Below are 26837 nucleotides of genomic sequence, written 5' to 3'. Positions count from 1 at the left end.
TCACTAGAATGCAAATGTCAGATTGCGATGCGCCTGTTAGGGCGCGGCAGGTAAGAGAGCCTTATAGGCGCATATGAAAAACCCCCGGCTATGCCGGGGGATACTTATTATGTTAAGTTACTATTCAAATTAAGTTACCACAGAATTATCGCTGTTTATGAAATCCGTTATGGTTCCTCTTCCACTACAGCAAGCAGTCATGCGCGCTTTACGGCAAAAAATGATTCAGGCCAGTGAATTCCTTCAGCAAACGTTTCCTGAACCCTGTGTGACCTACCAGCAAAGAGGGACAATCGCAGGAAGTGCTCGTTTACAAGATTGGGAAATTCGTCTTAACCCAATTTTGCTCATTGAAAACGAGCAGTCGTTTATTGATGAAGTCATCCCCCACGAATTAGCTCATCTATTGGTTTATCATCAGTTTGGCAAGGTCGCACCTCACGGCAAAGAGTGGCGTTATATTATGGAAACCGTGTTTAAAGTACCTGCCAACCGAACCCATCAATTTTCAGTGCACTCCGTTTGCAGCAAAATATTCATCTATGGCTGTCACTGTCAGCAGCACGAATTAAGCATCAGGCAACATAATAAGGTGCTCAGAGGTAAAAGTTGCTATGTCTGCCGACAATGTGGGGAACGATTAACACTTTTGGGAAAAAATAAACCAGATAAGCCTCAATAACCGCTAAAATGCCCCGCAATCAGGGCGCTTTATTATTTTTCTTAATTTTTTCTGCTTCATTAATAATCTGATCAGCGGTTTTCCCATTCAATGATTGGTAAAAGCTCTTTTCCAGGCTTTCCATAGCATCATATTTTATTTTCCCCTGCTTGTTGTTCTTAAACAGTTCATCAAAATCGATATTATGAAACATAACAATATTCAATGAATCATCAAATTTTAGTTTTTTATCTTCAGGTAGGGTATCCCTGATCTTTTCGATGGATGTTTTTACCGCTATTCCATTCGTTCCATCAATCTTCAGCGGCTTCTCACAGCCTGCTAATGTAAAACCCAATAAACAAATTACTAACAATTTTCTCATAATCAACCCCGCCCAATTATCTGTAGTGTAATAATAGCAGAGAGCGATAAAAATAAACTCACTTAACTCAAAAAATTATTATTAAATAAATATTATTTACAAATTGTTTACTATCATCTTGTTTTTTTAGATTAAGCTATTTTTATTCTATAATATTTTCAATAGACACCTGAAAAATCCATAATATAAGCCGATAGAAATAATAAATTATATTGATAATAAAATTGGCAGGATAATAATTAAAAATCTATTTATGATTTCATAAGAAATCGCAAATTTATATTAAAAACGCAACAGAACACCATAAAGAATAATAATAAAACCATATCAATAATTATTCTCTGAATTTATTTCAGATGTTTATTACTCCGTTAAAATATAAACATCACTCTCTTATTTATTGATACAGGCCTTATATATTTAAATCCAAAATTAAGAATAGGCTCAATAATTTTTTTGAATATATGGTTTAGCATACCAAAAATCAAAGTATCTGGAGAATATAATGAAGAAGTTACATGATATCGCAACAGAATTATTACCTGCCAAATCTTATAGAATGTTGATTGGCGGCGAATGGGTAGATAGTACTTCAAAAGAAACCATGAAAAGCTATAACCCGGCAACCGGAGAACTACTAACTGAATATGCAGCAGGAAATGCTCAGGATGTTGAACTGGCTGTCCGGGCGGCAAAAAAAGCTTTACCGGCATGGCGAAAAACTTCAGCTGAAAAAAAGCAATCCCTCCTACTGAAAATTGCCGATTTACTGGAAGCTGAAGCAGAACGTTTTATCACCCTGGAAACCTTAGATGGGGGTAAAACACAATCTTTGTGCCATAATTTTGATATCCCATTCGCTATCGATCACTTCCGTTATTTTGCTGGTGTGATCCGTGCTCACTCTGATGCATCTGATGTCATTGATGAGAATACTCTCAGCCTGGTTATCAGAGAGCCAATAGGTGTCATTGGTCAAATTATTCCCTGGAACTTCCCTCTGCTGATGGCAGCCTGGAAAATTGCTCCTGCTCTGGCGGCGGGTAATACTATCGTTATCAACCCGGCCAGCCTGACGCCTATCACGCTGTTAGAACTAGGCCGTATCATTAATCAGGTTCTTCCTGCGGGCGTTGTCAATATCGTCACAGGCCGAGGCTCTGTTGTTGGTCAGGCTATCCTCGATCATGAAGGCATTGACAAGGTAGCCTTTACAGGCTCAACAGAAGTCGGTTACAACGTTGCCGCCGCCGCCGCTAAAAGGCTTATTCCCGCGACGCTCGAGCTGGGAGGCAAATCTGCCAATATCGTTTTCCCTGATGCCAATATGAAAAAAGCGGTCAAATGTGCAGCCCATGCTATTTTGCTGAATCAGGGGCAGGCTTGTGAGTCTGGTGCTCGTCTATTCCTGCATAAAGATATCTATGATTCATTCCTGCAATCATTAAAAACCGTCTTTGAATCTATCCGCGTCGGTGACCCGATGGATCCGGCCACTGAGATGAGCTGTCAGGTCAGTGAAGAGCAGATGAATACGATTCTGGGCTATATCGACCTCGCTAAACAGGAAGGTGCGACCATTCTTACCGGTGGTAAACGCATTACTGGTGCAGGTTATGACGATGGCTTCTTTGTCCAGCCAACGATCCTTACCAATGTCACTAATAATATGCGGGTAGCGCAGGAGGAAATTTTCGGGCCAGTGCTTTGTGTCATTCCTTTCAGTAATGAAGACGAAGTTGTGGAAATGGCTAACGATTCAGAATATGGTCTGGCGGGAGCAGTCTGGACACAGGATATCAACCGTGCCCTGCGTGTCGCAAAAGCCATTGAGGCAGGCCGTATATGGATTAATACCTATCATGAACTTCCGGCTCACACACCGTTTGGCGGCTATAAGAAATCAGGACTTGGGCGGGAAACGCATAAAATGATTCTGGATGCCTATACTGAAGTTAAAAATATCTACATCAGTACCAAAGAAGATTAAATCGTAATATAAAATCAATCGCTCCGTAAAAGGAGTCGATTGATTTTAGAGTTTTCCAGAGGCTGACAACGTTGCATAAATGGTCTTGAGCGGTAATACCAGTGTAAGTGGCTCATCATTCAATGGCACTGCACCATATCCTTTATACCAACTGCATACATCATCGTTTTTCGCATCTATCAGCATTGCCACACCACCAACCTGCATCGCTGCCTGTAAGCAACGTCGCCCTGCCGATAACAGTAATTGACCTCCAACACCCTGCCCCTGAATAGACTTATCGACAGCTAGCCGGCCTAATCGAAATACTGGTACATCATATCTGCCAAGCCCCGATGTAATTACATCAGGAGTTCGTTCATAAAGAAGTGAAGCAGGGCTGACAGAATAAAAACCATGAATCCGTGTGGGATCACGATTATCAATGGCCAGAAAAGTTTTTGCTGCACCTTTCTCATGATTTTGTCGTGCATGGCGCTGTAGATACTGGTTTAACTGGACATCACCGCAATCAAACGCCGCACGATTATGATGTTTGCTAATGGCTTCCTCATGCCAATCGCTAAACATTATTTTCTCTCCGGCATAGCGAAAGCTGCTGCCAACAATTTAGCATTTGGTTCTGGGGGATTATCCAGTAACTCCATTACAAGTTTGCTATCACGTTCAGTTAAATGCATTCGCTCTTCATCTTCGACAACTTTTTTAGCAATAGGCAATACATGACTAACGACAAAATCAGTTAAATTAGTTTGCTGAATTGCTGCTGCACGTGCCAGCAAAGATTTTGCATCGGTACTAATGCGTAATGAGATCCTCTCATTGGTTTCCACAATAATCTGAGGCATGATCATTCTCCTTAGCTGTATATGTTTCGTACAATTATAAATCTTTTATGTACACTTTCAATACATACAAAAATTAATCAGCAGAAATATTTTTTCCTAAAAAAAAAAGGATGCCAACCGGCATCCTCATTTTTATTAATATGAATATCAATTAAATCCAGAAGAACCAGGCAACGACAGAAATAATTGCGATACATGCCAAGTTCAATACGATACCCACACGTACCATTTCCGTCTGCTTGATATAGCCAGAGCCATAAACAATCGCATTCGGTGGTGTTGCTACAGGCAGCATGAATGCACAGGATGCACCAATACCAATAATCATAGTCAGCACAATCACCGGCATTCCTAAAGCTTCTGCAACTGTGGCAAAAATAGGAACAAGCAGCGCTGCACTGGCTGTATTACTGGTAAATTCCGTCAGGAAGATAATGAATGCTGCGATAGCAACAATGATCACAAACCACGGGCTTGAACCAAATGTTGTCGCCATACCATTTGCCATCACTTCACTGGCACCAGAGTTTTTCAGGACAGCACTTAATGTCAGGCCGCCACCAAACAGCATCAACACGCCCCATTCAGTGTTATTTTGGATCTGTGACCATGTTGATACGCCAGTGATACCAATCAGAATAGCCGCACTCACCGCAATGATGGTATCCAAATCTTTAATGCCACCCAGAGCATCACTAATGATAGAGCTGGAAATCCAGCACACAACTGTCAGCAGGAAAATAAACATGGTGATAACACGTTTACCATTCCATTCCAGATGCTCAAGTTCCAGATCAAATTTATGATTCAGATTCGGACGCAACATGATGTACATCAGCATGACCATAACCGGCAACAGAATAATCACCATTGGTACGCCATATTTCATCCATGTCACAAAATCCATGCCCAGCTGTGCCGCAGCAATTGCGTTAGGAGGACTGCCGACCAAAGTCCCCAAACCGCCAATACTGGCACTATACGCTACACCCAGTAACACAAAGACAAATGTATTACGTTCGGTACGTACATCCAGATTGGCCAAAATACCCAGAATAAGCGGCAACATCATTGCAGCTGTTGCCGTGTTGCTGATCCACATAGAAAGCAGAGCTGTGATACCAAATATCAGCATCACCGCCACTGACAAACGTCCACGGGCAATCAGCAGAAGACGGTTGGCTATCAGTCTGTCCAGACCTTGGATATGTAGCGCTGTCGCCAGTGCAAATCCACCAAAAAATAAGAATATAATTGGGTTTGCAAAAGATTTCAGCGCGTCACCGGTATTCATCAATCCCATTCCAACCGCCAGAATTGGAATACACAGTGCAGTAATTGTGACGTGAATAGCTTCGGTAAGCCATAACACGCCGACAAATGCCATCAATGCCAAACCTGCATTTGCTTTTTCGCTATAAGGCAAAAACTTCAGCAAAGCAATCAGCAAGATGATATCCAGCGCAAGAATAATAAAGCCTCTTTTATTTGAGGGCATCGGCCCGACCGCTGGGGTTAAAGATTCTGAAGCGTCCATGAAGACTCCATACAACAATGAAACATAACTCCGTAATGTATAAATAATAATTAATGAATCATTGCTCTAAATGTTAAAGAATTACATTACATGTGAAATAATAAGGAGTCTGAACGATAAATAAAATACGAGGTGTGCGATTTTGGGATCTGCTACGCGAGATTTGCTTAATTAATAATTAAAAGAGCAAAAAAACAGCATATTTTATGGAGTTATGTCACATTTCTGGTTTTTGAGTTGCCTGAATAATTATCTATTATCCGGCAGAGAAAGAAAAGAAGAATAAGGCGAAAGGGTATAACTCTTTCGCCAAATCATAAATAAAATTACTATTTATTGAAGCAAATCAGCAATTATGCCTGACCTTTAACTTCCTGCAGACCATTGAAAGGAGCACGGTTGCCCAGCGCTTCTTCGATACGGATCAGCTGATTGTATTTAGCAACGCGGTCAGAACGGCTCATTGAACCTGTTTTGATTTGACCCGCCGCAGTACCTACTGCCAGATCAGCAATGGTTGCATCTTCAGTTTCACCTGAGCGGTGAGAGATAACCGCTGTGTAACCTGCTTCTTTTGCCATTTTGATTGCAGCCAGAGTTTCGGTCAGAGAACCTATCTGGTTGAATTTAATCAGAATGGAGTTAGCGATACCTTTTTCGATACCTTCTTTCAGGATCTTGGTATTAGTTACGAACAGATCGTCACCAACCAGCTGGATTTTATCACCCAGAACTTTAGTCTGGTAAGCAAAGCCGTCCCAGTCAGACTCGTTCAGGCCATCTTCGATAGAAACGATTGGATACTCTTTGGTCAGACCTTCCAGATAGTGAGTGAACTCCTGAGAAGTGAAAGTTTTACCTTCGCCTTTCAGTTCATAGTTACCCGTTTCTTCGTTATAGAATTCAGAAGCTGCGCAGTCCATCGCCAGAGTGATGTCTTTACCCAGTACATAACCCGCTTGTTCTACCGCTTCTTTGATAGCGGCCAGAGCAGCTGCGTTGGATTCCAGATTTGGTGCATAACCACCTTCATCACCCACTGCAGTGTTCATGCCTTTTGCTTTCAGAACTTTTGCCAGATTATGGAAAACTTCAGAACCGATGCGTACCGCTTCTTTCAGCGTGCTCGCACCTACTGGCTGGATCATGAATTCCTGAATGTCTACGTTGTTATCAGCGTGCTCACCACCGTTGATGATGTTCATCATTGGCAGAGGCATAGAGAATCGACCCGGAGTACCGTTCAGTTCAGCAATGTGCTCGTACAGAGGCATACCCTTTGACGCTGCTGCCGCTTTAGCATTTGCAAGAGAAACAGCCAAAATCGCGTTAGCACCGAAGTTGGATTTATTTTCAGTTCCATCCAGCTCGATCATGATTTTGTCGATATTCGCCTGATCTTTAGCATCCTGACCAGCCAGAGCCTGCGCAATCGGGCCATTTACCGCAGCAATTGCCTTCAGTACACCTTTACCCATGAAACGGGATTTATCACCATCACGCAGTTCCAATGCTTCACGGGAACCTGTTGATGCACCTGATGGTGCCGCAGCCAGACCTACAAAGCCGCCTTCCAGATGTACTTCCGCTTCTACCGTTGGGTTACCACGGGAATCGATGATTTCACGGCCGAGCACTTTAACGATTTTGGACATTAGGTTTTCCTCAGTACAAGTTAAATTCCGGGCAATTGATGGTTACTCAAAAGGTAGAGCAAAATCCCATCAATCGCCCTATATCTTATTTCATCTGGCTTTTCTGGTATTTGCCTGCGGCTTCAACGAAACCGGCAAATAACGGATGGCCATCGCGAGGCGTTGAAGTGAATTCAGGATGGAACTGACATGCCACAAACCACGGGTGATTCGGGTTCTCAATAATTTCCACCAGCTTATTATCGATTGAACGACCAGCAATACGCAGGCCTGCATCTTCAATGCGTTTCAACAATAAGTTGTTCACTTCGTAACGATGGCGGTGACGTTCGATAATATCGTCCTGACCATACAGGTTACGCACCAGACTGTTTTCAGTCAGACGGCACAGCTGGCCACCAACACGCATCGTTCCGCCGAGATCACTCTCTTCGCTACGTACTTCAACGTTGCCGTTCTCATCACGCCATTCGGTGATCAGACCTACAACCGGTAACTTACATTCAGGTTCAAACTCAGTCGAGTTAGCCCCTTCCATGCCCGCAACATTGCGCGCAAATTCAATCAGAGCAACCTGCATTCCCAGACAAATTCCCAGATAAGGGACTTTGTTTTCACGGGCATAACGTGCTGTCATAATCTTGCCTTCGATACCACGGCCACCGAAGCCGCCCGGCACCAGAATGGCATCCAGACCTTTCAGTATTTCAACACCACGGGTTTCAACATCCTGAGAATCGATCAGTTTGATGTTGACGGTCAGGCGATTTTTCAGACCAGCGTGTTTCAGTGCTTCAATCACGGACTTATAAGCATCCGGCAATTCGATATATTTGCCCACCATACCGATGGTCACTTCGCCCGACGGATTAGCTTCTTCATAAATGACCTGTTCCCATTCGGACAGATCCGCTTCCGGGCGTTCGATGCTGAATCGATTACAAATATAATCATCTAAGCCCTGAGATTTCAAGAGGGCCGGGATTTTATAAATAGAATCAACATCTTTTAAAGAGATAACTGCTTTCTCTGGTACGTTACAAAACAGAGCAATTTTTGCCCGCTCGTTAGCCGGAATAATGCGATCTGAACGGCAGATCAAAACATCAGGCTGGATACCAATGGAAAGCAGTTCTTTCACTGAATGCTGAGTAGGCTTGGTTTTCACTTCACCGGCTGCTGCCATATAAGGCACCAGAGTCAGGTGCATAAACAGCGTGTTCTCACGGCCTACTTCTACTGCCATCTGACGAATGGCTTCAAGGAATGGCAGGGATTCGATATCACCGACAGTACCGCCGATTTCCACCAGCACAACATCATAGCCTTCTGCGCCACGGATGATGCGGTCTTTGATTTCGTTAGTGATATGAGGAATAACCTGAATAGTTGCGCCCAGATAATCGCCACGGCGTTCTTTGCGCAGAACTTCAGAATAAACACGACCCGTCGTAAAGTTATTGCGACGAGTCATTTTGGTTCGAATGAAACGTTCGTAATGACCTAAATCGAGATCAGTTTCAGCGCCATCTTCGGTTACGAAAACTTCCCCGTGTTGGGTTGGGCTCATTGTACCTGGATCAACGTTGATGTACGGGTCCAGTTTCATAATGGTGACATTGAGTCCACGGGCTTCGAGTATGGCCGCCAAAGAGGCTGCGGCAATGCCTTTACCCAGAGAGGATACGACCCCGCCGGTCACAAAAATATAATTAGTTTTCATGCTGAACCTGAAAGTTTAGGTTTAAAAGGATGATGAATATAACAGGACGGGAAAGCAGTATACCCTAACCTTAAATGCGCTACAAACCATATCTCCTTTATCTATTTAAGTGTAGCAATTTCCAGGAGAAATTAATCACTGCCCAGATCAAAAAAAGTCCAGTTATCTCTGGATAAACCGGACTTTTATGCAGAATTAAACTTTCTGCTTTTTCACCTTCTCCCACATTTTATCCATTTCCTCTAATGTGGCAGTTTCCATTGTTAATCCACTATCGAGGATAAGCTTTTCAACATTGCGAAAGCGGTTTTCGAATTTCTGGCAGGCTTTCTGGAGTGCCATTTCAGGTTTATGCCCCAAATGACGGGATAAGTTAACTACCGCAAATAACAAATCACCCAACTCTTCTTCTACGCGCTCATCATCCACAACTGCCTGTTTAGCTTCATCCATCACCTCGTCAATTTCTTCATAAACTTTATCTAACACCGGGCCGACGGTATCCCAGTCAAACCCGACAGAGGCACAGCGTTTCTGAATTTTATAGGCTTTCATCAGTGACGGCAGGCTGGCAGGGATATCATCCAGAACGGAGTACTGGTCTTTTTCCGTTCGTTCTGCGGTTTTGCGCTGCTCCCAGCTACCGATAGCTTCTTCACTGCTGATACCTGCCTGTTGATTGAAGATATGTGGATGCCTGCGTTCCAGTTTGTTACAGACAGCTTCGCAGATATCGTCGAAATCAAAAAGCTGTTCTTCCTGCGCCATTTGGGCATAAAACACAATATGGAACAGCAGGTCGCCCAACTCTTCTTTCAGGGCATTGGCATCATTGCGTTCAATGGCATCGATGACTTCATAAGTCTCTTCCAGCGTGTAAGGTGCAATGGTAGCCGAAGTTTGTACCTTATCCCACGGACAACCGTGCTGAGGATGGCGCAACTGCGCCATAATCTCTTTCAGTCTTTCAATGCTTTTCATACTATCAGTCATACTTGCAACTACCGTGGTATTTACTTTATCCATAACTGTTTAATTTCCATGCAGACGTCTGGCTTCAATCACATCAGGCAGTTGATTCAGTTTTGCCAGAACCCGACCCAGCACCTGCAAGTTGTAAATCTCAATGTTCATATCGATAGTTGCCAGTTGCTGCTTCACATCGCTGCGACTACTGACACCTAATACATTCACTTTTTCGTTAGCAAGGATTGTGGTGATATCACGCAATAATCCGCTGCGATCGTTGGCAAGCACTCTCACCACCAGAGAATAACCACTGGAGTAACTTTCTCCCCATACCGCATCCACCACACGTTCTGGCGCACTTGCTTCCAGTTCAGTTAACTGATCACAATCCGCCCGATGGATGGAAATACCGCGTCCACGTGTAATAAATCCGGTAATCTCATCCCCCGGAATCGGCTGGCAGCAGCGGGCGATATGGTGCATCAGGTTACCTACCCCTTCCACAACAACCCGACCATTATCTTTTTTATTGTTACGAGGAGTGAACGTCTTGCTTTCTAAAGTACGGAGCGCTTCCCGATCCGCCTCTTCCGCTGTAGTTTTATTAAATTTGCTTTGCAGGAAATTCGCCAGCTGGTGAATTCGGATATCACCGACACCAATCCCTGCCAGCACTTCCTCCAGCGAGTTCACGTTATAACGGGCAATTAGCTCTTTTTCTGCTTCTTTAACTGTGACACCCAAATGTGCCAGTTCACTATCCAGCATCTGGCGCCCGGCAATAATGTTTTTATCGCGATCCTGTTTACGAAACCAGTTGTGGATCTTAGCCCGCCCACGGCTGGTCGTGACATAGCCAAGATTAGGATTCAGCCAGTCACGGCTTGGGTTCGGTTGTTTCTGGGTGATAACTTCAATCTGATCACCCATCTGGAGCTGATAACTAAATGGTACAATGCGCCCGCCGATTTTCGCCCCGATACAACGATGACCAACATCGCTATGAATATGATAGGCAAAATCCAGCGGTGTTGAACCCGTCGGTAAATCAATCACATCGCCTTTTGGCGTGAAAACATAAACACGATCATCAAATACCTGACTGCGGACTTCATCCAGCATCTCTCCGGTATCCGCCATCTCTTCCTGCCATGCAATCAGCTTCCGTAGCCATGCAATCCGACTTTCATAGCTGCCGGATTTACCCCCGCCAATCGCCGTACCTTCTTTATATTTCCAGTGAGCAGCCACACCCAGTTCAGCATCATCATGCATCTGGCGGGTGCGGATTTGGATTTCAAGTGTTTTACCGTTTGGCCCCAACACCACAGTATGGATTGACTGATAACCGTTTGGTTTCGGATTGGCAACGTAATCATCAAACTCATCCGGCAAATGGCGGTAGTGAGTATGCACTATTCCCAATGCGGCATAGCAATCCTGTAAACGTTCAACGACAATGCGAACGGCACGCACATCAAACAACTCATCAAACGCCAGCGATTTTTTCTGCATCTTGCGCCAGATGCTATAAATATGTTTGGGACGCCCGTAAATTTCTCCCGAAATCCCTTCTTTGAGCATATAACGGCGCAGCGTCGTGATAAATTTTTCGATGTATTGTTCGCGGTCAATCCTGCGCTCATGTAAAAGTTTAGCAATTTTTTTATATTCATCGGGATGCAGATAGCGGAAGCAGAAATCTTCCAGCTCCCACTTTAACTGACCAATCCCTAATCGGTTGGCAAGAGGTGCATAAATATTGGAGCACTCTTTTGCAACCAATACCCGTTCATCTTCACTCGCATCCTTAACTTCCCGCAAATAGGCGATCCGCTCCGCCAGTTTAATAATCACACAGCGGAAATCTTCTACCATTGCCAACAACATCCGGCGTACATTATCCACCTGCACTGAGCAGGTAGCATCGGTATGCGTGGCTTTCAACTGGCGGATAGCATCCATTTCCAGCACACCATGAACCAGATCCACGATGGGTTGACCAAACGTTTCTGTCACAGTTTCGCTGTTAAGTAGACGGGCATCAAGAAGGGGAAAAAGCAGTGCCGCACGCATGCTGTCATTATCCATGCTCAGTGTGGACAGAATTTCCACCATTTCAACCCCACGCCACAATAACAACTCGGCATTAGGGTGATTCTGAACTTTTTCGTGACAGTAATGCCATGTTTCGGCTAATTTTTCACTGGATTGTGGATTAACAATATTTAAACTCGCAATCCACTTATCGACAGCAAATTCACCTGCCGGTGTGAGATGAGCACTTCTTACTGCAACCATAATTTCTCCCTACTCGATAGTCATCGGCTCTCGGCTGAATAAAGCCATAGATTCCAGATGACCGGTGTGCGGAAACATATCCAGCATCCGCACACTAACAAGATGATAACCGGCCTCCAGCAGAACTTTGCTGTCCCGCGCCAGGGTTGTGGGATTACAAGAAACATAAACCACTTTTTCAGGGGCCAGTTTTACTATATGTGACATGACACCAGCAGCACCTGCACGAGCGGGATCCAATAATACTTTATTGAAGCCCTGTGCGGCCCACGGCTGCTGATGGATATCCGATTCCAGATTTTCGTGGAAAAAATTGACGTTACTAAGCCCATTTAACCGAGCATTATATTGCCCGCTTGCAACCAATGCCGCAACGCCTTCCACACCAACAACCGCCTGAACTTTAGCCGCTATTGGCAGAGTGAAATTTCCCATACCACAGAAGAGATCCAGTACGCGGTCTTCCGGCTGCAAATCCAGCCATGAAAGGGCCTGAGCGACCATTTTCTGGTTAACCGCATCATTCACCTGAATAAAATCCTGCGGGCTGAATACTAATTTTAAACCATCCACCTGATACCACGGCTCAGATTGCTCTTCTTCAGGAGACAACGGCTCAAGAGGAGTTTCATCGCCAGCCAGATAAATCATCACCTGATTTTGCTTCGCAAAAGCCCGCAGTATTTCTTTATCTTCATGCTTTATGGGGGCGAGATGACGTAAAACAACTAACGGGCCATTATCTGCCAGCACTAATTCAACATGTCCCAGTCGTTTCGCCACTTTCAGGCTGTTTAAACACAGGGTTAGTGGCTGCAATAATTTTTCCAGTTCAGGGTGCATGACCGGGCAATGCCCGATATCCACCAAATCATTGGTCTGGCTCTGACGGAATCCCATCACTAATTTACCCTGTCTGGCCTGATATTGCAGGCCAAGCCTTGCCCTGCGCCGATACCCATACTCAGGGCTGTGAATAATGGGTCGCGCACTGATACTGATGCCTGTCTCCCGCTGGATCAGATGTTCCAGTACACTGGCTTTCGTTTTCGCCTGTAACTCAGGTGCGACATGCTGCTGCTGGCAACCTCCGCACATTTTGAAATGCGGACAGCGCGGATTCACACGAAACGGGCTGTCTGATAAACGTTTTACCACTTTGGCTTTAGCAAACTGGCGTTTCTCTTCTGTCAGTTGAACTTGCGCCTGCTCACCGGGCAATAACCCCGGAATAAAGATCGTTTTTCCTTGATGGCGGGCAATACCCTGCCCCTGAGCATCAAGATTGTCTGCGGTAACGGAAATAATGCTTCGGTTTACGGAGCGGCGATTTGGGGAGTAAAATTGCACCATGATTCTGACTGACTTTGAAAAATTGAGTTTTGATTTTCCCACAATGGATGCTTATGACCAAATATAGCCTGCGCACCCGTATGATGAGCCTGATTTTGGTTCCTGTCTTATTGGTCGGAACACTTGTGAGTATATCATTTATCTCATACCGCTATTATGAGTTGAAGAGCCTGATAGTCCGCAGTGGGATCAGCATTATTGAGCCTCTGTCCATTGCCAGCGAGGTAGGAATAAATCTGGATAACAGTAAGGGCGTAAAATCATTGATAAATCGCCTTCATCGCCGGAATTCTGAAATCGTTATGGCCATTGCGATTTTTGATGAACACCATCAGCTGTTCGAAATTTCCAATGATAAATATGATGTCAACCTGTTGCGACTCAGGCCGAATGATCCTATTCCGACAACACTGACTAAAGAAGAAGACAGCAACAGCATTATCCTGAAAATGCCGATTATCTCGGAAAGCAGTGCTTCTAACGGGTGGCCGGAAACACCACATAAACCCGTCCCCATCGGTTATATCGCCATTGATTTGGATTTACGGGCCGCTCAACTCCAGCAATATAAGGAGATTGCAACCTCTATCATTTTGCTGATCCTCTGCCTCGGCGGAACGGCACTGTTTGCCCATATTCTGGTGCGTAAAGTTACAGAGCCTCTGGAATGTATGGTCAAAGCCGTTAACCGTATCCGGCAGGGGCAGTTGAATACACGAGTAACGGGAGCCATGCCGGGCGAGTTATCCGCACTCCAGAATGGGATTAATACCGTCGCGGAATCGCTGTCAAAATATAAAGACGAAATGCAGTTGCATATCGATCAGGCGACTTCTGACCTACAAATTACAATGGAACAGTTGGAAATTCAAAATGTGGAACTGACTATCGCTAAAAAACGGGCACAGGAAGCAGTCAGGATAAAAACCGAATTTCTGGCGAATATGTCTCATGAACTGCGAACCCCGCTTAACGGTGTTATCGGTTTTACCCGCCAGATGCTGAAAACACCGATAACCTATCAACAGGCAGAATATCTTCATGTCATTGAACGTTCCGCCAACAATCTGCTGAAAATCATCAATGACATTCTGGATTTTTCTCGTCTGGAATCCAATAAACTAATATTAGATCAAATACCTTTCTTACTGCGTGATACCGTCAATGAGGTGATCGAATTACTGACACCTTCTGCCAGTGCGAAAAATCTTCCCCTGCACCACTATATCGATGACCAGCTACCAAACCTGATGATTGGTGATCCCATCCGTTTGCAGCAAATACTCACTAACTTAATTGGCAATGCGATTAAATTCACAGATGAGGGCAATATCACACTGGAAATAAAGTTGCGCCAGCAAAGGCACCATATGGTGCAAATCGATTTTACCGTAACTGATACCGGGATTGGTATTAAATCAGAGTACCGCCCTATTCTGTTTCAGGCATTCAATCAGGCCGATGCCAGCATTACACGTCATTACGGCGGCACAGGGTTAGGGTTAAGCATCACCAAGCGGCTGGTTAATGAAATGGACGGAGAAATCGATTTCATCAGTGAACCCACCAGAGGGACGGTCTTTTATTTTGATATCTGGCTGGAAAAAGAGGAGTTCCTGTTAGATTCAGTGCCTGCACATTTATCTCAGCCCCACTCGTCATTCCGCCTGCCTATGACGGTTATGGCAGTCGATGATAATCCGGCTAATCTGAAATTAATCGGCACACTTTTAAGCGAACAAGTGGATAACACTATTCTGTGCAGCAGTGGTATGGAAGCCCTGAAAATGGCGAAAAAACATTCTCTGGATCTCATCCTGATGGATATTCAGATGGCAGATATGGATGGAATTCAGACTTCAGAACAAATCCATCAATTGCCGGAACATAAACAAACCCCTATTGTTGCTGTCACCGCTTTTATCTGCGATGAAACCTGCAATCAGGGACATTCTCCTTTTATCGACTGTTTATCTAAACCACTGGATGAGGCTCGCTTAAAAGACTTACTACATCAGTACAGTCCAACCAAAAAACCACAAGCCATAGACTGGAAACTGGCTTTACAGCAAACCGCCGGCAAAGAATCACTGGCGCTGGAAATGCTGGCAATGCTGGTGCAATCTCTGCCGGAGATGAAAACGAGAATTGAGCAGGCATTGACCGTGGAAGGTGAAGCCCACCGTAAACAGTTTTTGCATCATGTTCATCAGCTGCATGGCAGTTGCTGCTATAACGGCGTACCTAAATTAAAGATGATTTGCGAACTGATCGAAAAACAGTTAAAGCAGAATATTTCTCTGGCTGATTTAGAGCCTGAACTACTGGAGTTTATTGACGAAATCGACCATGTTATTGCGGCAGCTCCTGACATACTGAGAGCCGCCAGAGCACTCACTTCGATACCATAAACTTGCGATATTCTTCGTAAGCATAATGGTCTGTCATGCCACTAATGTAATCCTGAATCAGACGTGCCCGATAGTAAAATTCGATCACGTCTTTTTCAGTTTCGTCAGTGGCAATAATTCCCTCTACCGCTTCGTTATAAGCCAGCCGGTGTTTAGTTGAAAGCTTGTGTAACAGGCGGGTTTCGATAAAGTATTTTGTGTGGAAGTTATTCTGGTGTAACTCCCAGAAATCTTCTCGGGATAGTTCCAGTAACGGGCTATAAACATCCAGCAAACCGGTAATAATCCGGTAGCCCTGTAATTCCAGTTCTTCCACTTCCGGGTGATTGAATACCCGTTTGCGCGTCACGCTCTTTAAGGTACTCAGTAAACGGTGCTCTTCACCGTTGGCTTCCAGTAAAGCATAATTGAAAGTTCCGGCATAAATTTCCGGTAAATGTTCAATAAAACGCTGTGCCGTATAAGGGACTAATTTACCGGTAATAAATACCCGTAAATACATAAAAAATTGTTCGTGGATATTGCGGCGGGCTTCATTATTGGTTGTTTTTTTATAAGCCTGAATTACCGTCGATTCGAACAAATCGCCTTTATGGTGACCACCATTCTCTTTCCATTCCTGTTTCAGGTATTCCACAAGCTGCTCAACATTAAAAATACCTTTCTCAACCGCATCATCCAGATCAGCGATACAATAAGAAATATCATCGGCGGCTTCCATAATATAGGTCAGTGGAAAACGGCAGAAATCCCCCAATTGCAGCTCTTTCTTTAATTCACGGATAAAACCATCTTCTGACCAGTAATAGCCTTTTTTCTTCATCAGGTAACTGAATTCTTCCGGAGATTCTTCGAGACGATAAGCCGGACAGGTATATTTGAGAATACAGCCGATTTGAGCATACGTCAGATTCAGTTTAAGCAGGCTGTGTGCCAGCCGGATAGCCTGCGCGTTTCCTTCAAACTGGCATAGATCCATCCTCAACTGGCGTCGGAACAGATCTTTTTTCTCTTCTCCACTCAAACACAGTGCTGCAACCTGACAATTATCCTGCCGATTGGCCTGTTCGGTCTCAGGTAATTCAGTCTCAGGTAAATAGTCAGGATCTAACCGGCGGGAGAACCAATCCTTAATCGCCGCCTCACCAAAATGACCAAACGGGGGGTTGCCGATATCATGCATCAGACAAGCCATCTCAATCAGGCTTTCAAAAGCGCTCAGACGCTCACTCAGCCCATATTTTTCCAGCAAATTCTGTTTTGTCAGTTCGGCAATAATCGTTTTAGAGATATAACGACCAATTTGCTGCACTTCCAGTGAATGCGTTAACCGGCTGCGCACCGCCGCATTACGCTCCAGCGGAAACACCTGCGTTTTCTGCTGCAACCGCCGGATAGCCGCAGAGTTGATGATCCGCCCGCGATCACTTTCAAACTGCCGGTTTATCTGCTCTTCATTAGCATCAGGGATGGAAGCGTTTCGGTACTTACGCTGAAAATTCAGTTTTTGCTTGAAATCAATCTTAGACATCAATCCCCCCATATCGAATGATATGATTATTTATGGTCGGAACCTCTGGCAGACGGTTATTTAATGATACACTGCCGCATTAATCAGGCCTATACCCGTCGTCTTTCAAGCTGCCTCTTTGTTGGCTACGCTCACTCACCCCAGTCACATAGTTTTCTATGCTCCCGGGGATGTGTTCCCTCGCCGCCTCGATGCAACTCGAAATCCATAGGGTATATATGAATAGGCACAAACTAATAACAAAAGAGAGTATGACACATGAAAGTAGGTGTAATAGGTGCAATGGAACAGGAAGTGACTTTGTTACGCGACCAGATCGAAGGTCTGCAAACATTGTCGCGCGGTGGATGTGAGATCTATACCGGTAAACTGAATGGTGTTGATATCGCCTTGCTGAAATCCGGTATCGGTAAAGTCTCTTCCGCACTTGGCACTACTCTGTTAATTGAACACTGTCAGCCGGATATCGTAATTAACACCGGTTCAGCAGGCGGTCTGGATCCGAAACTGAAAGTGGGTGATATTGTGGTATCTGAAGAAGTACGTTACCACGATGCCGACCTTACCGCTTTTGGTTATGAACCGGGCCAGATGGCGCAATGCCCTGCGGCATTCATTGCTGATGAAAAATTAATTACTTTAGCTGAAAAATGTATCCAGTCTCTGGAACTGAACGCCGTCCGTGGTCTGGTTTGCAGTGGCGATGCCTTTATCAACGGTTCAGAACCACTGGCACGTATCCGGGCGACTTTCCCGAACGTTGCAGCGGTTGAGATGGAAGCCGCAGCTATTGGTCATGTTTGTCATCAATATAAAGTGCCTTTCGTTGTTGTTCGCGCTATTTCTGACGTTGCAGATCAGGAATCTCATATTAGCTTTGATGAGTTCCTGGTTATCGCGGCACAGGAATCCACACGGATGATCAACGCAATGCTGACTGAACTCAGCAAGCAGTAATTGATTAGAGCCTATTTTATAGGCTCTAAAGTCTGGAACATCACTTAATGAAATTCTATTTGAAAACCACCGCTTATCACTCGGTCTGGATGGTATTCTTATTTCTGCTGTATAGCTTTTTAAGTGTTTTCAGTGCGCCACTATACGCAGCAGCGTCCCGTGTTATCAGCCTTGCCCCCTCCACCACTGAACTTGCCTATGCCGCAGGCATGGGCGATCAGCTTGTCGCTGTCAGTGCTTACTCCGATTATCCTGAAGCAGCAAAAAAACTGGAGCAGGTCGCAGACTGGCAGGGTATCAATGTTGAGCGGATCATCGCCCTGAAACCTGATTTAATCTTGGCATGGCGCGGTGGCAATCCACAAAGGCCACTGGAGCAACTCGCTGCACTCGGTATTCCGATTTTTTACTCTGATGTGAAAAAAGTAGAGGATGTTGCCACTGATTTAGAGCGGCTGGCAGCCTATAGTTCACATCCGGATACAGCCAAAAAAGCCGCTGCGGATATCCGGCAAAAATTCAGTCAGCTAAAACAAACTTATGCCAAAGCAAACCCTACACCAGTATTTATCCAATTTGGTATAAATCCAATTTTCACTTCATCCAGCCATACCATTCAGAGTGAAATTGTTTCTGCATGTGGAGGCAGAAACATCTTTGCCGATAGCCCCGTACCGTGGCCTCAGGTTAACCGTGAACAGGTTCTGGTGCGCAAACCGGAAGTCATCGTGATGGGCGGAACGGAAGATCAAAAACAGCGAGTAGCCGAATTCTGGCGACCACAGTTAAATGTCAGCATTGTCACCATCAACGATGACTGGTTCAGCCGTGCCGGACCAAGGATTATTCTCGCAACTGAGCAATTGTGTCAGCAATTAACACTGTTTTAAAAATAAGAATTCAAACATTACTGCTTCATTATTTTTATATTTTAAAATCTCTTTTTTCTGGTTATAATCCACACATCGATTTTATACTGGTAATTATTACTAATATAAAATTGATATCACAAAAATAACTTATGTTATTAGAGGTATTAATTATGAAAAGAACACGCAAAATAGCTAAACCATCAGCCTGTGAATAATCTCATAAACTTTTTTTGTAAATAAAAAACAGGAATAGGATTAGCTCCTATTCCTGCTTTATCTATGTAAAATAAAAAGGATTACTAAAATGACAAAAGAAGAATTTACTGAAAAAGTCAAACTCCTTGATCTTACGTGGATTATTAAGAAAATCACCCAAAAAGACCCGAATATAGCTAAAGTATGGACAGAAGAGGGGGCAAAGGATGCAATGGAACAGTATAAAAATTTTATGTTTCTTCTATATAAATATAAAGGCAAGAATATAAAAATTGTTCCATCTATCGAAGTAGATGAAATATGGCATCATCATATTCTTGATACTCAGCGTTATCAAAAAGATTGTCAAAATATTTATGGTCACTTTATGCATCATTCACCCTATTTCGGGTTGCGGGATGATAATTATCTCAAAGAATTAAATAAAGATTTTATGATAACTCAAGAGCTTTATTTCAAAGAATTCGGGGACTATATGTACGAAGTTGACTTTTAAGCATTAAATAAATTTAATTACCATCCATCTATAATAAGTAAATTTTATATAAGTAAAATTATTTAGATCAATAAGTGCAATGAAAAAATGACTCAACGTGAAAACTCTATAAGCTTGATAGCGCCTTAAGGGCAACGTGAACGTTGCCCTTAAGTTTTATACACTTCGTCTTTCAAGCTGCCTCTTTGTTGGCTGCGCTCATTCACCCCAGTCACATAGTTATCTATGCTCCCGGAGATGAACTCCCTTACCGCCGCGACGCATCTTGAAATCCATTGTGTATACATTGAAATGAGAATGTTCAATGTACCCAATCAGATACTAAAAGAAGAGCCACAACCACAAGTCGTTTTTGCGTTCGGATTAGTGACGATAAAGCGGGAGCCTTCCAGACCTTCGGTATAATCGACACAGCCGCCTACTAAATATTGCAGGCTCATCGGGTCAACGACCAGTTCAACACCCTGTTTCTGAATTGTCATATCACCTTCGTTAATTTGATCATCGAAAGTGAAACCATACTGGAAACCGCTACAACCACCACCTGTAATATAAACCCGCAAACGCAGATTCGGGTTCTCTTCATCAGCAACCAATACTTTCACTTTGTTGGCTGCGGCATCAGTAAACTGCAAAGGTAATGCAGCATCATCGCTCATATTTTTACTCCAGTCCGGTTTTCCGGTAAAAATTCTCGGAAAGTTACTGTATACCCAATAGGGGGCATAAACCTTCAGATCAGTTAGCGACGATTATCTAATACCTGACTGATTCGTTCAAGTTTTGCCAGACATACTTATCCTTTACTTCTAATTTGGCTTACCTATTAGGGTGATTTAGAATGGCAAATCTACATATCTGTTGTCTTTCAGGAGCATTGATTAATGAGCCAGTCCGAAACACTTTACTCTCAGGCAAAACACGTTATCCCCGGCGGTGTAAACTCTCCGGTGCGCGCTTTCAATGGCGTTGGCGGTACACCTGTATTTATCCAGAGCGCCAATGGTGCCTATCTTTATGATGTCGATGGTAATGCCTATATCGATTATGTCGGTTCATGGGGACCAATGGTTCTGGGACACAATCACCCTACTATCCGCAACGCTGTCATTGAAGCTGCTGAACGTGGTCTGAGTTTTGGTGCTCCTACAGCTGCCGAAGTAGAAATGGCAAAACTGGTAACAGAGCTGGTTCCTTCAATGGATATGGTTCGTATGGTGAACTCAGGCACGGAAGCAACGATGAGTGCCATCCGTCTGGCTCGTGGTTATACTCAGCGCGATAAAATCATCAAATTCGAAGGTTGCTACCATGGTCACGCGGATTGCCTGCTGGTAAAAGCCGGTTCCGGTGCCCTGACTATCGGGCAGCCAAATTCTCCGGGAGTTCCTGCTGATTTCGCCAAACACACTCTGACCTGTGTCTACAATGACCTGAATTCAGTGCGTGAAGCATTCGAAAAATTCCCGGAAGAAATTGCCTGTATTATCGTCGAGCCAGTTGCCGGCAATATGAACTGCATCCCACCGCAACCTGAGTTTTTGCCGGGGCTGCGTAAACTGTGTGATGAATTCGGCGCTCTGTTGATTATTGATGAAGTAATGACAGGTTTTCGTGTTGCTTTAGGTGGTGCACAGGAATATTACGGAGTTAAGCCTGATCTCACTTCTCTTGGAAAAATCATCGGTGGTGGGATGCCTGTCGGTGCATTCGGTGGCCGTCAGGAAATTATGGAAAAACTGGCCCCAACCGGCCCTGTTTATCAGGCGGGAACCCTTTCCGGCAACCCGATTGCGATGGCAGCAGGTTTAGCCTGCCTGAAAGAAGTTGCTCAAATTGGAGTCCATCAACGCCTGAGTGAACTGACGGATAAACTGGCAACAGGATTAAAAAATGCGGCTGCCAAAGCTGATATTCCTCTGGTTATTAACCACGTTGGCGGTATGTTCGGTATTTTCTTTACCGATGCGGAAAGCGTTACCTGCTATCAGGATGTGATGAAATGTGATGTTGAACGATTCAAGCAATTCTTCCATTTAATGCTGGATGAAGGCATTTATCTGGCACCATCCGCATTCGAAGCCGGTTTTATGTCTATCGCTCATTCAGAGGAAGATATTCAACGTACCGTTGATGCTGCTGCTCGTTGTTTTGCTAAGCTGAAATAAATTTTCTGTTATGGCACCACAATTTAGTGGTGCCGAATAAATAGCAACAGATTATGAAAAAACACTCAATATTTCTGTTTTAATTAGATGGAACTTGACCAAATTTAAGTAGATTTCCGCTGGGATCAAATAGATACATTTCTAACCCTCCCCAACTGGTTTCTTTTATATCTGATATTTCAACTTTACCGTTAAGCTCATCAAATACTTCCTGAATATTCTCTACGTATATATAACATGAAGTATTTTCCGCTATATATTTATCATCACAAGACCAAAAGTGTAATTCTGTATCTCCTCTCGATACTATTCCATATTGTTCACCGAATTGAGAATCACAGGTAAAACCTAACCTTTCGGTATAAAACTGGATCATTTCATCCATATTTAATGCAGCTAAAACGGGTACAGATTCCCAAGAACTCATCTTACTGACTCCTTAAATAGGAATATTTTCCTCTAAAAAATACATTGCACTATACCAACACCCGTATCGCCTGAATTGCAGACATTACTGCCAGTACTCCCAACAGAATAAGCATCAGCCAGCGAAAATGCTGTGCACTGATCCGAGTTCTCAGACGAGTACCAATCAAGAGAAAAAGGACAGATAATACAGTCAGTAACAGTACAGGCCATAAATAATCCGAAGAGAATAGTTCAAAGGCTTCGTTACGTAATACTACCAATTGGCTGATTTTGCCGAGCAAAAAACAGAGATTAGCCGCCCGCGCGATTTCATGACGATCACTGCTCATTGCCAGCAGACACATTATCAATATAGGTGACATGGCATTTGTCGCCCCACCGATAATACCCGCCACCAAGCCGAATAGTGACAAAATAACCGGATTTGTAGATAAACGGAGATTCGTGCTACGGATACTATTGATAATGTAAAATGCAATAATTCCACTTAATAGTAATTGCAAATAAGCTGGATTAACCAGAAATAAAAGTTTTGCTCCAATAAAACTGCCGACTAAGGAAAATAGTGCCAGCAAACTGTATTTATGTAATATCGGGACAATTTTCCCACCGGATATGACACTTAACAAATTGACCAATAATGTTGGCCATAAGGCTAAAACCACCGCCTCTTTTAATGGCATAAATAGACTTAATGCCGTTGTACTGGCAATGGGGAAACCAATGCCACTGATGCCATGTAATAAAGCAGCGATAATAAATAGTAGAGATAAGATAATAATATTCATAAATTGAAATTTTTTATATTTTACTAAAAAAATCCTGTAATGGATCATAACCCATGATACTTTGATTATGAGCATTCAGGACTAAAAAACCATACAGAATAGAAATAATCACTTCTGAGAAAAATAAATTTAAAATATGCTTACTTCATACATATGTCAAAAATTTCGTGTATAAAATCACAACAACATTTCATCTGAAACTAGACAGGATCAAGGAAAATAATGTCAAAACGTACTATTTTGTTAACTGGAGCAAGTGGGCGTATAGGACGGACTTTTTTTCTGGCAATGCAAGATCGTTATATTTTCACTCTTGTAGATCAAAAACACCCTGACTATCACATTCCTGCCCCACATTGTTTCATACTGGCTGATTTATCTAACCCCTCTGTTGCGGAAGATTTAGTTTCTGATGTAGAAAACATTATCCATCTCGCCGGTATTCCCTACGCAAATGCAGAATTTGAAGATTTATTACCTGCCAATATCTTAACCACAACTTATCTACTTCAGGCCGCAGCCAAATCACGATGCCGTCGTTTTATTTTTGCCAGCAGCGCACAAACGATTGAAGGGTATTCAATAGATAAGCAAATACCTGACAATATTGCGACATCACCTGCCAATATATACGGTGTAACAAAATGTTTTGGGGAAGCGCTTTGTTCCTATTTTGCAACCCAGAAAGGTTTGTCTTCCATTGCAATTCGCATAGGTGCATTTGAATTTAAAGATAATCACGAACTGAAAACTGCCCGTGACCTCAGTGCATGGCTCAGCCCAGATGATGCAGTTCAGTTAATTACTTGTGCCATTGAAGCAGAAGAAATTACGTTTTTTATTGCTCACGGCATTTCTGATAATCGTTTTAAACGCCTTGATTTAACTGAAACAAGAAAAGTGTTGGGATATTCCCCAAAAGATGATGCATTTCAAACATTTGATCTACGTTTATTCGAATCTTGATATATGCTTCAAAATTAAATTCCCCACCTGTAAAAGTGGGGAATTACATGTAATTACAGCCTATTTAAAATAACTCTTTACTGTCCAAACATCTCTTTCAGCCAGCCCGGAGCCTCTTCTTGGCCCTCCTCAATTGGCTGCTGTACGGATTGCTGACATAACGCCTGTGGATCATCGGTCCAGACCGGTAACATTCTGATACCACCACCTTCGCAGTTAAAAGAACCATCTTCATTAACTGACATATCGACAATACCTTCCGGAGCACGATTATCCAGCGCCAATGGAGTCTCATTCGCCAGATAACGTTCGTAAATCTTCAATGCTCCTGTTGCTCCCGTCAGCCTAGTCGGCTTGTTGTTATCCAATCCGGCCCAGACAATCGCGACTTCTTTACCATCAATCCCGGCGAACCAAGTATCACGCAATTCATTGGTAGTTCCCGTTTTTCCTGCCAGATTATATTTACCATACTTTCCGGTCAGTGAACGGCCCGTTCCCCGCGCCACAACCTGCTGCATACCATATAACGTCAGATAAGCGGCCTGAGCAGGTACGGCTCTTTCCGCCTGTGGGTAACTCTGGTAAACCACTGTGCCATCTTCAGCAATGATAGAGCGCAGTGCGGAGAGTTTGGCCCTATTTCCTCCACTGGCAATGGTCTGAAACTCCTGAGCCATTTCCATCGGGGTCAGATTTATACCTCCCAGCAACATTGCCGGCACTTTCTGAATCTCTTTAGCAGGAATGCCCAGTAACACCAAGGTATTGGCGATATGATCCAATCCCACGTCCAGCCCCAGATTGACTGTCGGAATGTTGATTGAACGTGCCAGCGCATCAACCAGCATCACTCGTTCGCTGAAATTTCGGCTGAAGTTTCTCGGCTCCCACGGTTCCCCCCCCGCCTGAGGTATTGAGATAGGTTCATCCGCCAGCCAGGTATTCAGGCGATATTTATCAGGTTCACTCAATGCAGTCAGATAAGTTGCAGGCTTGGCAAGCGAACCAATTAAGCGACGCGCATCCATAGCACGGTTAAAGCCCGGATATTGTGGCTGCGAACCTCCAACCATTGCCCGGACTTCGCCACTGAAACGGTCAACAACAACCATTGCACCTTCCAGATTAGGCACCGGACGATTTTTATCTTTGCGCAATGCCGCAATACCGTTTTCTATCGCATTTTCAGCCGCATCCTGCGCCACTGGATCTAATGTAGTGAAGATTTTGACACCGGATAAATCATCAATTTTCTCACCCAGCTTTTCTCGTAGTTCCTGACGTACCATCTGCATAAATGCAGGTTGAGGTGCTATCACAGCGCTTTTCGATTTTACACCGAGTGGACGCGCACTTAACAGGTCATACAGCTCCTGATTAATCACTTTTCGATTCTGGAGAATTTTCAATACGACATTACGACGTTCCAGTGCACTTTTAGGGTTACGCCACGGGTTGTAATACGAAGCTCCTTTAACCATCCCTACCAATAATGCCTGCTGATCCAGACTCAGTTCATCAATCGGACGACCGAAATAGTAAAGACTCGCTAACGGAAAACCGCGGATCTCTTCATCGCCACTCTGCCCCAGAAAAACTTCGTTCAGATAGAGTTCGAGAATGCGATCTTTGCTGTAGCGAGCCTCCAGCAGTACGGACATTAAGGCTTCATTGGCTTTACGACTGAAAGTCCGTTTATTCGTCAGGAATAAATTTTTGACTAATTGCTGGGTTAAGGTACTGCCTCCCTGAACTGCACGACCTGCCAGCAGATTTTCCAGCGCAGCACGAGCAATCGAAAGTGGCCTGATACCACCATGTTCGTAGAAATAGCGATCTTCCGTTTCCAGTAAGGTCTGAACCAGTAGATCAGGAAAACCGGAACGTGGAACAAACAAACGCTGCTCACCGTTCGCAGACTGCATCATTGTAATAAGTTTTGGATCAAGACGGAAGAAACCAAACTGGCGCTGGTTCTCCATGTTTTCAATACTGGTTAACTGATTGTCATCGAAAGTCAGACGAGCCTGAATCTGGCCTTCTTTGCCATCAGGAAAATCAAATGGCCGACGCAGCATTTCAATGCTATTGCCTCTGACCACAAATTCACCTGCACGGGTTATTTTAGTCACCTGCCTATATTGCATGCCTTCCAGTAACCGAATCATTTCGGCCTTACTGTAATTCATGCCGGGTTCAAGATTTACCATACGGCCATATACCGCCGCAGGGAGCTGCCACACTCTACCATCAATGCGATGGCGGATTTTGCCATCCAGATAAAAACCATATATGCCAATGAGTACTGCCAGCACAATCAAAATTTTCAATAACAGCAGCCAGATCCATTTACTTCCTTTTTTTACCTGAGGAGATTTCTTCCCTTTCTTCGTCATGAGTTCCTCCTCATCATCGGTGTCATTTTCGTCTTCAACATCATTATATTCATAATCATCATAGTCATCCCGCCGATGACGTTTGTTTGCCTGACGCCCACGACGATGTTTTGATTTTTTACCCTTACGTCCGATTGGCTGACGATCATCATCAGACATACCGAATTCTCCAGTTAAATGCT

22 protein-coding genes are annotated in these 26837 nt (G+C 43.9%); 8 read left to right on the top strand and 14 right to left on the bottom strand.

Annotated features, from left to right (window positions below; all coding sequences use genetic code 11):
- Window positions 1-157: 157 nt before the first annotated feature.
- Window positions 158-682, top strand: a complete 525-nt coding sequence (locus AACS90_RS08045) for a SprT family zinc-dependent metalloprotease (protein WP_099122450.1) — start codon at window positions 158-160, stop codon at window positions 680-682.
- Window positions 683-701: 19 nt separating this feature from the next.
- Here AACS90_RS08045 and AACS90_RS08040 read toward each other — a convergent pair whose 3' ends face one another.
- Window positions 702-1046, bottom strand: a complete 345-nt coding sequence (locus AACS90_RS08040) for a DUF6694 family lipoprotein (protein WP_099122449.1) — start codon at window positions 1044-1046, stop codon at window positions 702-704.
- A gap of 505 nt (window positions 1047-1551) precedes the next feature.
- Between AACS90_RS08040 and AACS90_RS08035 the strand changes: the two genes are divergently transcribed.
- Complete coding sequence (locus AACS90_RS08035) at window positions 1552-3036, top strand: aldehyde dehydrogenase family protein (protein WP_099122448.1); 1485 nt, start codon at window positions 1552-1554, stop codon at window positions 3034-3036.
- Window positions 3037-3081: 45 nt separating this feature from the next.
- Here AACS90_RS08035 and AACS90_RS08030 read toward each other — a convergent pair whose 3' ends face one another.
- The 8 genes from AACS90_RS08030 to rlmD form a co-directional block, all read right to left on the bottom strand.
- Complete coding sequence (locus tag AACS90_RS08030; RefSeq protein ID WP_099122447.1) at window positions 3082-3609, bottom strand: GNAT family N-acetyltransferase; 528 nt, start codon at window positions 3607-3609, stop codon at window positions 3082-3084.
- Complete coding sequence (locus AACS90_RS08025) at window positions 3606-3884, bottom strand: type II toxin-antitoxin system TacA family antitoxin (protein ID WP_099122446.1); 279 nt, start codon at window positions 3882-3884, stop codon at window positions 3606-3608. Before AACS90_RS08025 ends, AACS90_RS08030 begins: the two co-directional genes overlap by 4 nt.
- Window positions 3885-4035: 151 nt before the next feature.
- Window positions 4036-5421 (bottom strand): SLC13 family permease, encoded by a 1386-nt coding sequence (locus AACS90_RS08020; RefSeq protein WP_099122445.1) that lies wholly within the window; start codon window positions 5419-5421, stop codon window positions 4036-4038.
- 353 nt (window positions 5422-5774) lie between these two features.
- Window positions 5775-7076 (bottom strand): phosphopyruvate hydratase, encoded by a 1302-nt coding sequence (eno, locus tag AACS90_RS08015; protein WP_099122444.1) that lies wholly within the window; start codon window positions 7074-7076, stop codon window positions 5775-5777.
- Window positions 7077-7161: 85 nt separating this feature from the next.
- Window positions 7162-8799, bottom strand: a complete 1638-nt coding sequence (gene pyrG / locus AACS90_RS08010; RefSeq protein ID WP_099122443.1) for a glutamine hydrolyzing CTP synthase — start codon at window positions 8797-8799, stop codon at window positions 7162-7164.
- 195 nt (window positions 8800-8994) lie between these two features.
- Window positions 8995-9825 (bottom strand): nucleoside triphosphate pyrophosphohydrolase, encoded by an 831-nt coding sequence (gene mazG / locus AACS90_RS08005; protein WP_371635506.1) that lies wholly within the window; start codon window positions 9823-9825, stop codon window positions 8995-8997.
- Between the two features lie 6 nt (window positions 9826-9831).
- Window positions 9832-12069 (bottom strand): GTP diphosphokinase, encoded by a 2238-nt coding sequence (gene relA / locus AACS90_RS08000; RefSeq protein ID WP_099122442.1) that lies wholly within the window; start codon window positions 12067-12069, stop codon window positions 9832-9834.
- Window positions 12070-12078: 9 nt separating this feature from the next.
- The gene (gene rlmD / locus AACS90_RS07995) at window positions 12079-13422 is read right to left on the bottom strand and encodes a 23S rRNA (uracil(1939)-C(5))-methyltransferase RlmD (protein ID WP_099122441.1); all 1344 of its coding nucleotides are present in this window, start codon (window positions 13420-13422) and stop codon (window positions 12079-12081) included.
- 53 nt (window positions 13423-13475) lie between these two features.
- On the opposite strand from rlmD, the gene AACS90_RS07990 reads away from it, so the two are divergent.
- On the top strand, window positions 13476-15833 hold the full coding sequence (locus tag AACS90_RS07990; RefSeq protein ID WP_099122440.1) for an ATP-binding protein: 2358 nt from the start codon (window positions 13476-13478) through the stop codon (window positions 15831-15833).
- Here the strand turns inward: AACS90_RS07990 and dgt are convergent.
- On the bottom strand, window positions 15817-17364 hold the full coding sequence (gene dgt / locus AACS90_RS07985) for a dGTPase (RefSeq protein WP_099122439.1): 1548 nt from the start codon (window positions 17362-17364) through the stop codon (window positions 15817-15819). The two genes, AACS90_RS07990 and dgt, sit on opposite strands and share 17 nt — an antisense overlap.
- A gap of 258 nt (window positions 17365-17622) precedes the next feature.
- Between dgt and mtnN the strand changes: the two genes are divergently transcribed.
- From mtnN to AACS90_RS07970, 3 genes are all read left to right on the top strand, one after another.
- Entirely contained in the window at window positions 17623-18321 is a 699-nt protein-coding gene (mtnN, locus tag AACS90_RS07980; RefSeq protein ID WP_099122438.1) for a 5'-methylthioadenosine/S-adenosylhomocysteine nucleosidase, read from the top strand.
- 89 nt (window positions 18322-18410) lie between these two features.
- The gene (gene btuF / locus AACS90_RS07975) at window positions 18411-19211 is read left to right on the top strand and encodes a vitamin B12 ABC transporter substrate-binding protein BtuF (protein WP_241538269.1); all 801 of its coding nucleotides are present in this window, start codon (window positions 18411-18413) and stop codon (window positions 19209-19211) included.
- Between the two features lie 286 nt (window positions 19212-19497).
- Entirely contained in the window at window positions 19498-19905 is a 408-nt protein-coding gene (locus AACS90_RS07970; RefSeq protein ID WP_099122436.1) for a glycine-rich domain-containing protein, read from the top strand.
- 314 nt (window positions 19906-20219) lie between these two features.
- Here AACS90_RS07970 and erpA read toward each other — a convergent pair whose 3' ends face one another.
- On the bottom strand, window positions 20220-20564 hold the full coding sequence (erpA, locus tag AACS90_RS07965) for an iron-sulfur cluster insertion protein ErpA (protein ID WP_099122435.1): 345 nt from the start codon (window positions 20562-20564) through the stop codon (window positions 20220-20222).
- A 225-nt stretch (window positions 20565-20789) separates the two neighbouring features.
- On the opposite strand from erpA, the gene hemL reads away from it, so the two are divergent.
- A complete protein-coding gene (hemL, locus tag AACS90_RS07960; protein WP_099122434.1) occupies window positions 20790-22073 on the top strand; it encodes a glutamate-1-semialdehyde 2,1-aminomutase in 1284 nt (427 codons plus the stop codon).
- 79 nt (window positions 22074-22152) lie between these two features.
- On the opposite strand, the gene AACS90_RS07955 is transcribed toward hemL, so the two are convergent.
- Window positions 22153-22500 (bottom strand): bleomycin resistance protein, encoded by a 348-nt coding sequence (locus AACS90_RS07955; RefSeq protein WP_099122433.1) that lies wholly within the window; start codon window positions 22498-22500, stop codon window positions 22153-22155.
- Between the two features lie 49 nt (window positions 22501-22549).
- On the bottom strand, window positions 22550-23290 hold the full coding sequence (locus AACS90_RS07950) for a sulfite exporter TauE/SafE family protein (protein ID WP_193757222.1): 741 nt from the start codon (window positions 23288-23290) through the stop codon (window positions 22550-22552).
- Window positions 23291-23512: 222 nt separating this feature from the next.
- On the opposite strand from AACS90_RS07950, the gene AACS90_RS07945 reads away from it, so the two are divergent.
- Window positions 23513-24256 (top strand): NAD-dependent epimerase/dehydratase family protein, encoded by a 744-nt coding sequence (locus AACS90_RS07945; protein WP_099122431.1) that lies wholly within the window; start codon window positions 23513-23515, stop codon window positions 24254-24256.
- Window positions 24257-24333: 77 nt separating this feature from the next.
- Here AACS90_RS07945 and mrcB read toward each other — a convergent pair whose 3' ends face one another.
- On the bottom strand, window positions 24334-26814 hold the full coding sequence (mrcB, locus tag AACS90_RS07940; RefSeq protein WP_099122430.1) for a bifunctional glycosyl transferase/transpeptidase: 2481 nt from the start codon (window positions 26812-26814) through the stop codon (window positions 24334-24336).
- Between the last annotated feature and the right edge of the window lie 23 nt (window positions 26815-26837).

Origin of the sequence: Xenorhabdus sp. KK7.4 (genome assembly GCF_963876465.1) — a bacterium.
GTDB lineage: Bacteria > Pseudomonadota > Gammaproteobacteria > Enterobacterales > Enterobacteriaceae > Xenorhabdus > Xenorhabdus stockiae.
Note: the sequence above shows the minus strand (reverse complement) of the source record. Positions and strands in the feature narration are given on the sequence as shown.

Bases quoted from the DNA above. Each gene is read 5' to 3' on its own strand.
- AACS90_RS07970 (WP_099122436.1), top strand. From the start codon at position 19,498: ATGACAAAAGAAGAATTTACTGAAAAAGTCAAACTCCTTGATCTTACG.
- relA (WP_099122442.1), bottom strand. From the start codon at position 12,069: ATGGTTGCAGTAAGAAGTGCTCATCTCACACCGGCAGGTGAATTTGCT.
- btuF (WP_241538269.1), top strand. From the start codon at position 18,411: ATGGTATTCTTATTTCTGCTGTATAGCTTTTTAAGTGTTTTCAGTGCG.
- eno (WP_099122444.1), bottom strand. From the start codon at position 7,076: ATGTCCAAAATCGTTAAAGTGCTCGGCCGTGAAATCATCGATTCCCGT.
- AACS90_RS08040 (WP_099122449.1), bottom strand. From the start codon at position 1,046: ATGAGAAAATTGTTAGTAATTTGTTTATTGGGTTTTACATTAGCAGGC.
- AACS90_RS08045 (WP_099122450.1), top strand. From the start codon at position 158: ATGAAATCCGTTATGGTTCCTCTTCCACTACAGCAAGCAGTCATGCGC.
- erpA (WP_099122435.1), bottom strand. From the start codon at position 20,564: ATGAGCGATGATGCTGCATTACCTTTGCAGTTTACTGATGCCGCAGCC.
- AACS90_RS08035 (WP_099122448.1), top strand. From the start codon at position 1,552: ATGAAGAAGTTACATGATATCGCAACAGAATTATTACCTGCCAAATCT.
- AACS90_RS07955 (WP_099122433.1), bottom strand. From the start codon at position 22,500: ATGAGTTCTTGGGAATCTGTACCCGTTTTAGCTGCATTAAATATGGAT.
- pyrG (WP_099122443.1), bottom strand. From the start codon at position 8,799: ATGAAAACTAATTATATTTTTGTGACCGGCGGGGTCGTATCCTCTCTG.
- dgt (WP_099122439.1), bottom strand. From the start codon at position 17,364: ATGTCTAAGATTGATTTCAAGCAAAAACTGAATTTTCAGCGTAAGTAC.
- mrcB (WP_099122430.1), bottom strand. From the start codon at position 26,814: ATGTCTGATGATGATCGTCAGCCAATCGGACGTAAGGGTAAAAAATCA.
- hemL (WP_099122434.1), top strand. From the start codon at position 20,790: ATGAGCCAGTCCGAAACACTTTACTCTCAGGCAAAACACGTTATCCCC.
- AACS90_RS08020 (WP_099122445.1), bottom strand. From the start codon at position 5,421: ATGGACGCTTCAGAATCTTTAACCCCAGCGGTCGGGCCGATGCCCTCA.
- AACS90_RS08025 (WP_099122446.1), bottom strand. From the start codon at position 3,884: ATGCCTCAGATTATTGTGGAAACCAATGAGAGGATCTCATTACGCATT.
- AACS90_RS07945 (WP_099122431.1), top strand. From the start codon at position 23,513: ATGTCAAAACGTACTATTTTGTTAACTGGAGCAAGTGGGCGTATAGGA.
- mtnN (WP_099122438.1), top strand. From the start codon at position 17,623: ATGAAAGTAGGTGTAATAGGTGCAATGGAACAGGAAGTGACTTTGTTA.
- AACS90_RS07990 (WP_099122440.1), top strand. From the start codon at position 13,476: ATGACCAAATATAGCCTGCGCACCCGTATGATGAGCCTGATTTTGGTT.
- mazG (WP_371635506.1), bottom strand. From the start codon at position 9,825: ATGGATAAAGTAAATACCACGGTAGTTGCAAGTATGACTGATAGTATG.
- rlmD (WP_099122441.1), bottom strand. From the start codon at position 13,422: ATGGTGCAATTTTACTCCCCAAATCGCCGCTCCGTAAACCGAAGCATT.
- AACS90_RS07950 (WP_193757222.1), bottom strand. From the start codon at position 23,290: ATGAATATTATTATCTTATCTCTACTATTTATTATCGCTGCTTTATTA.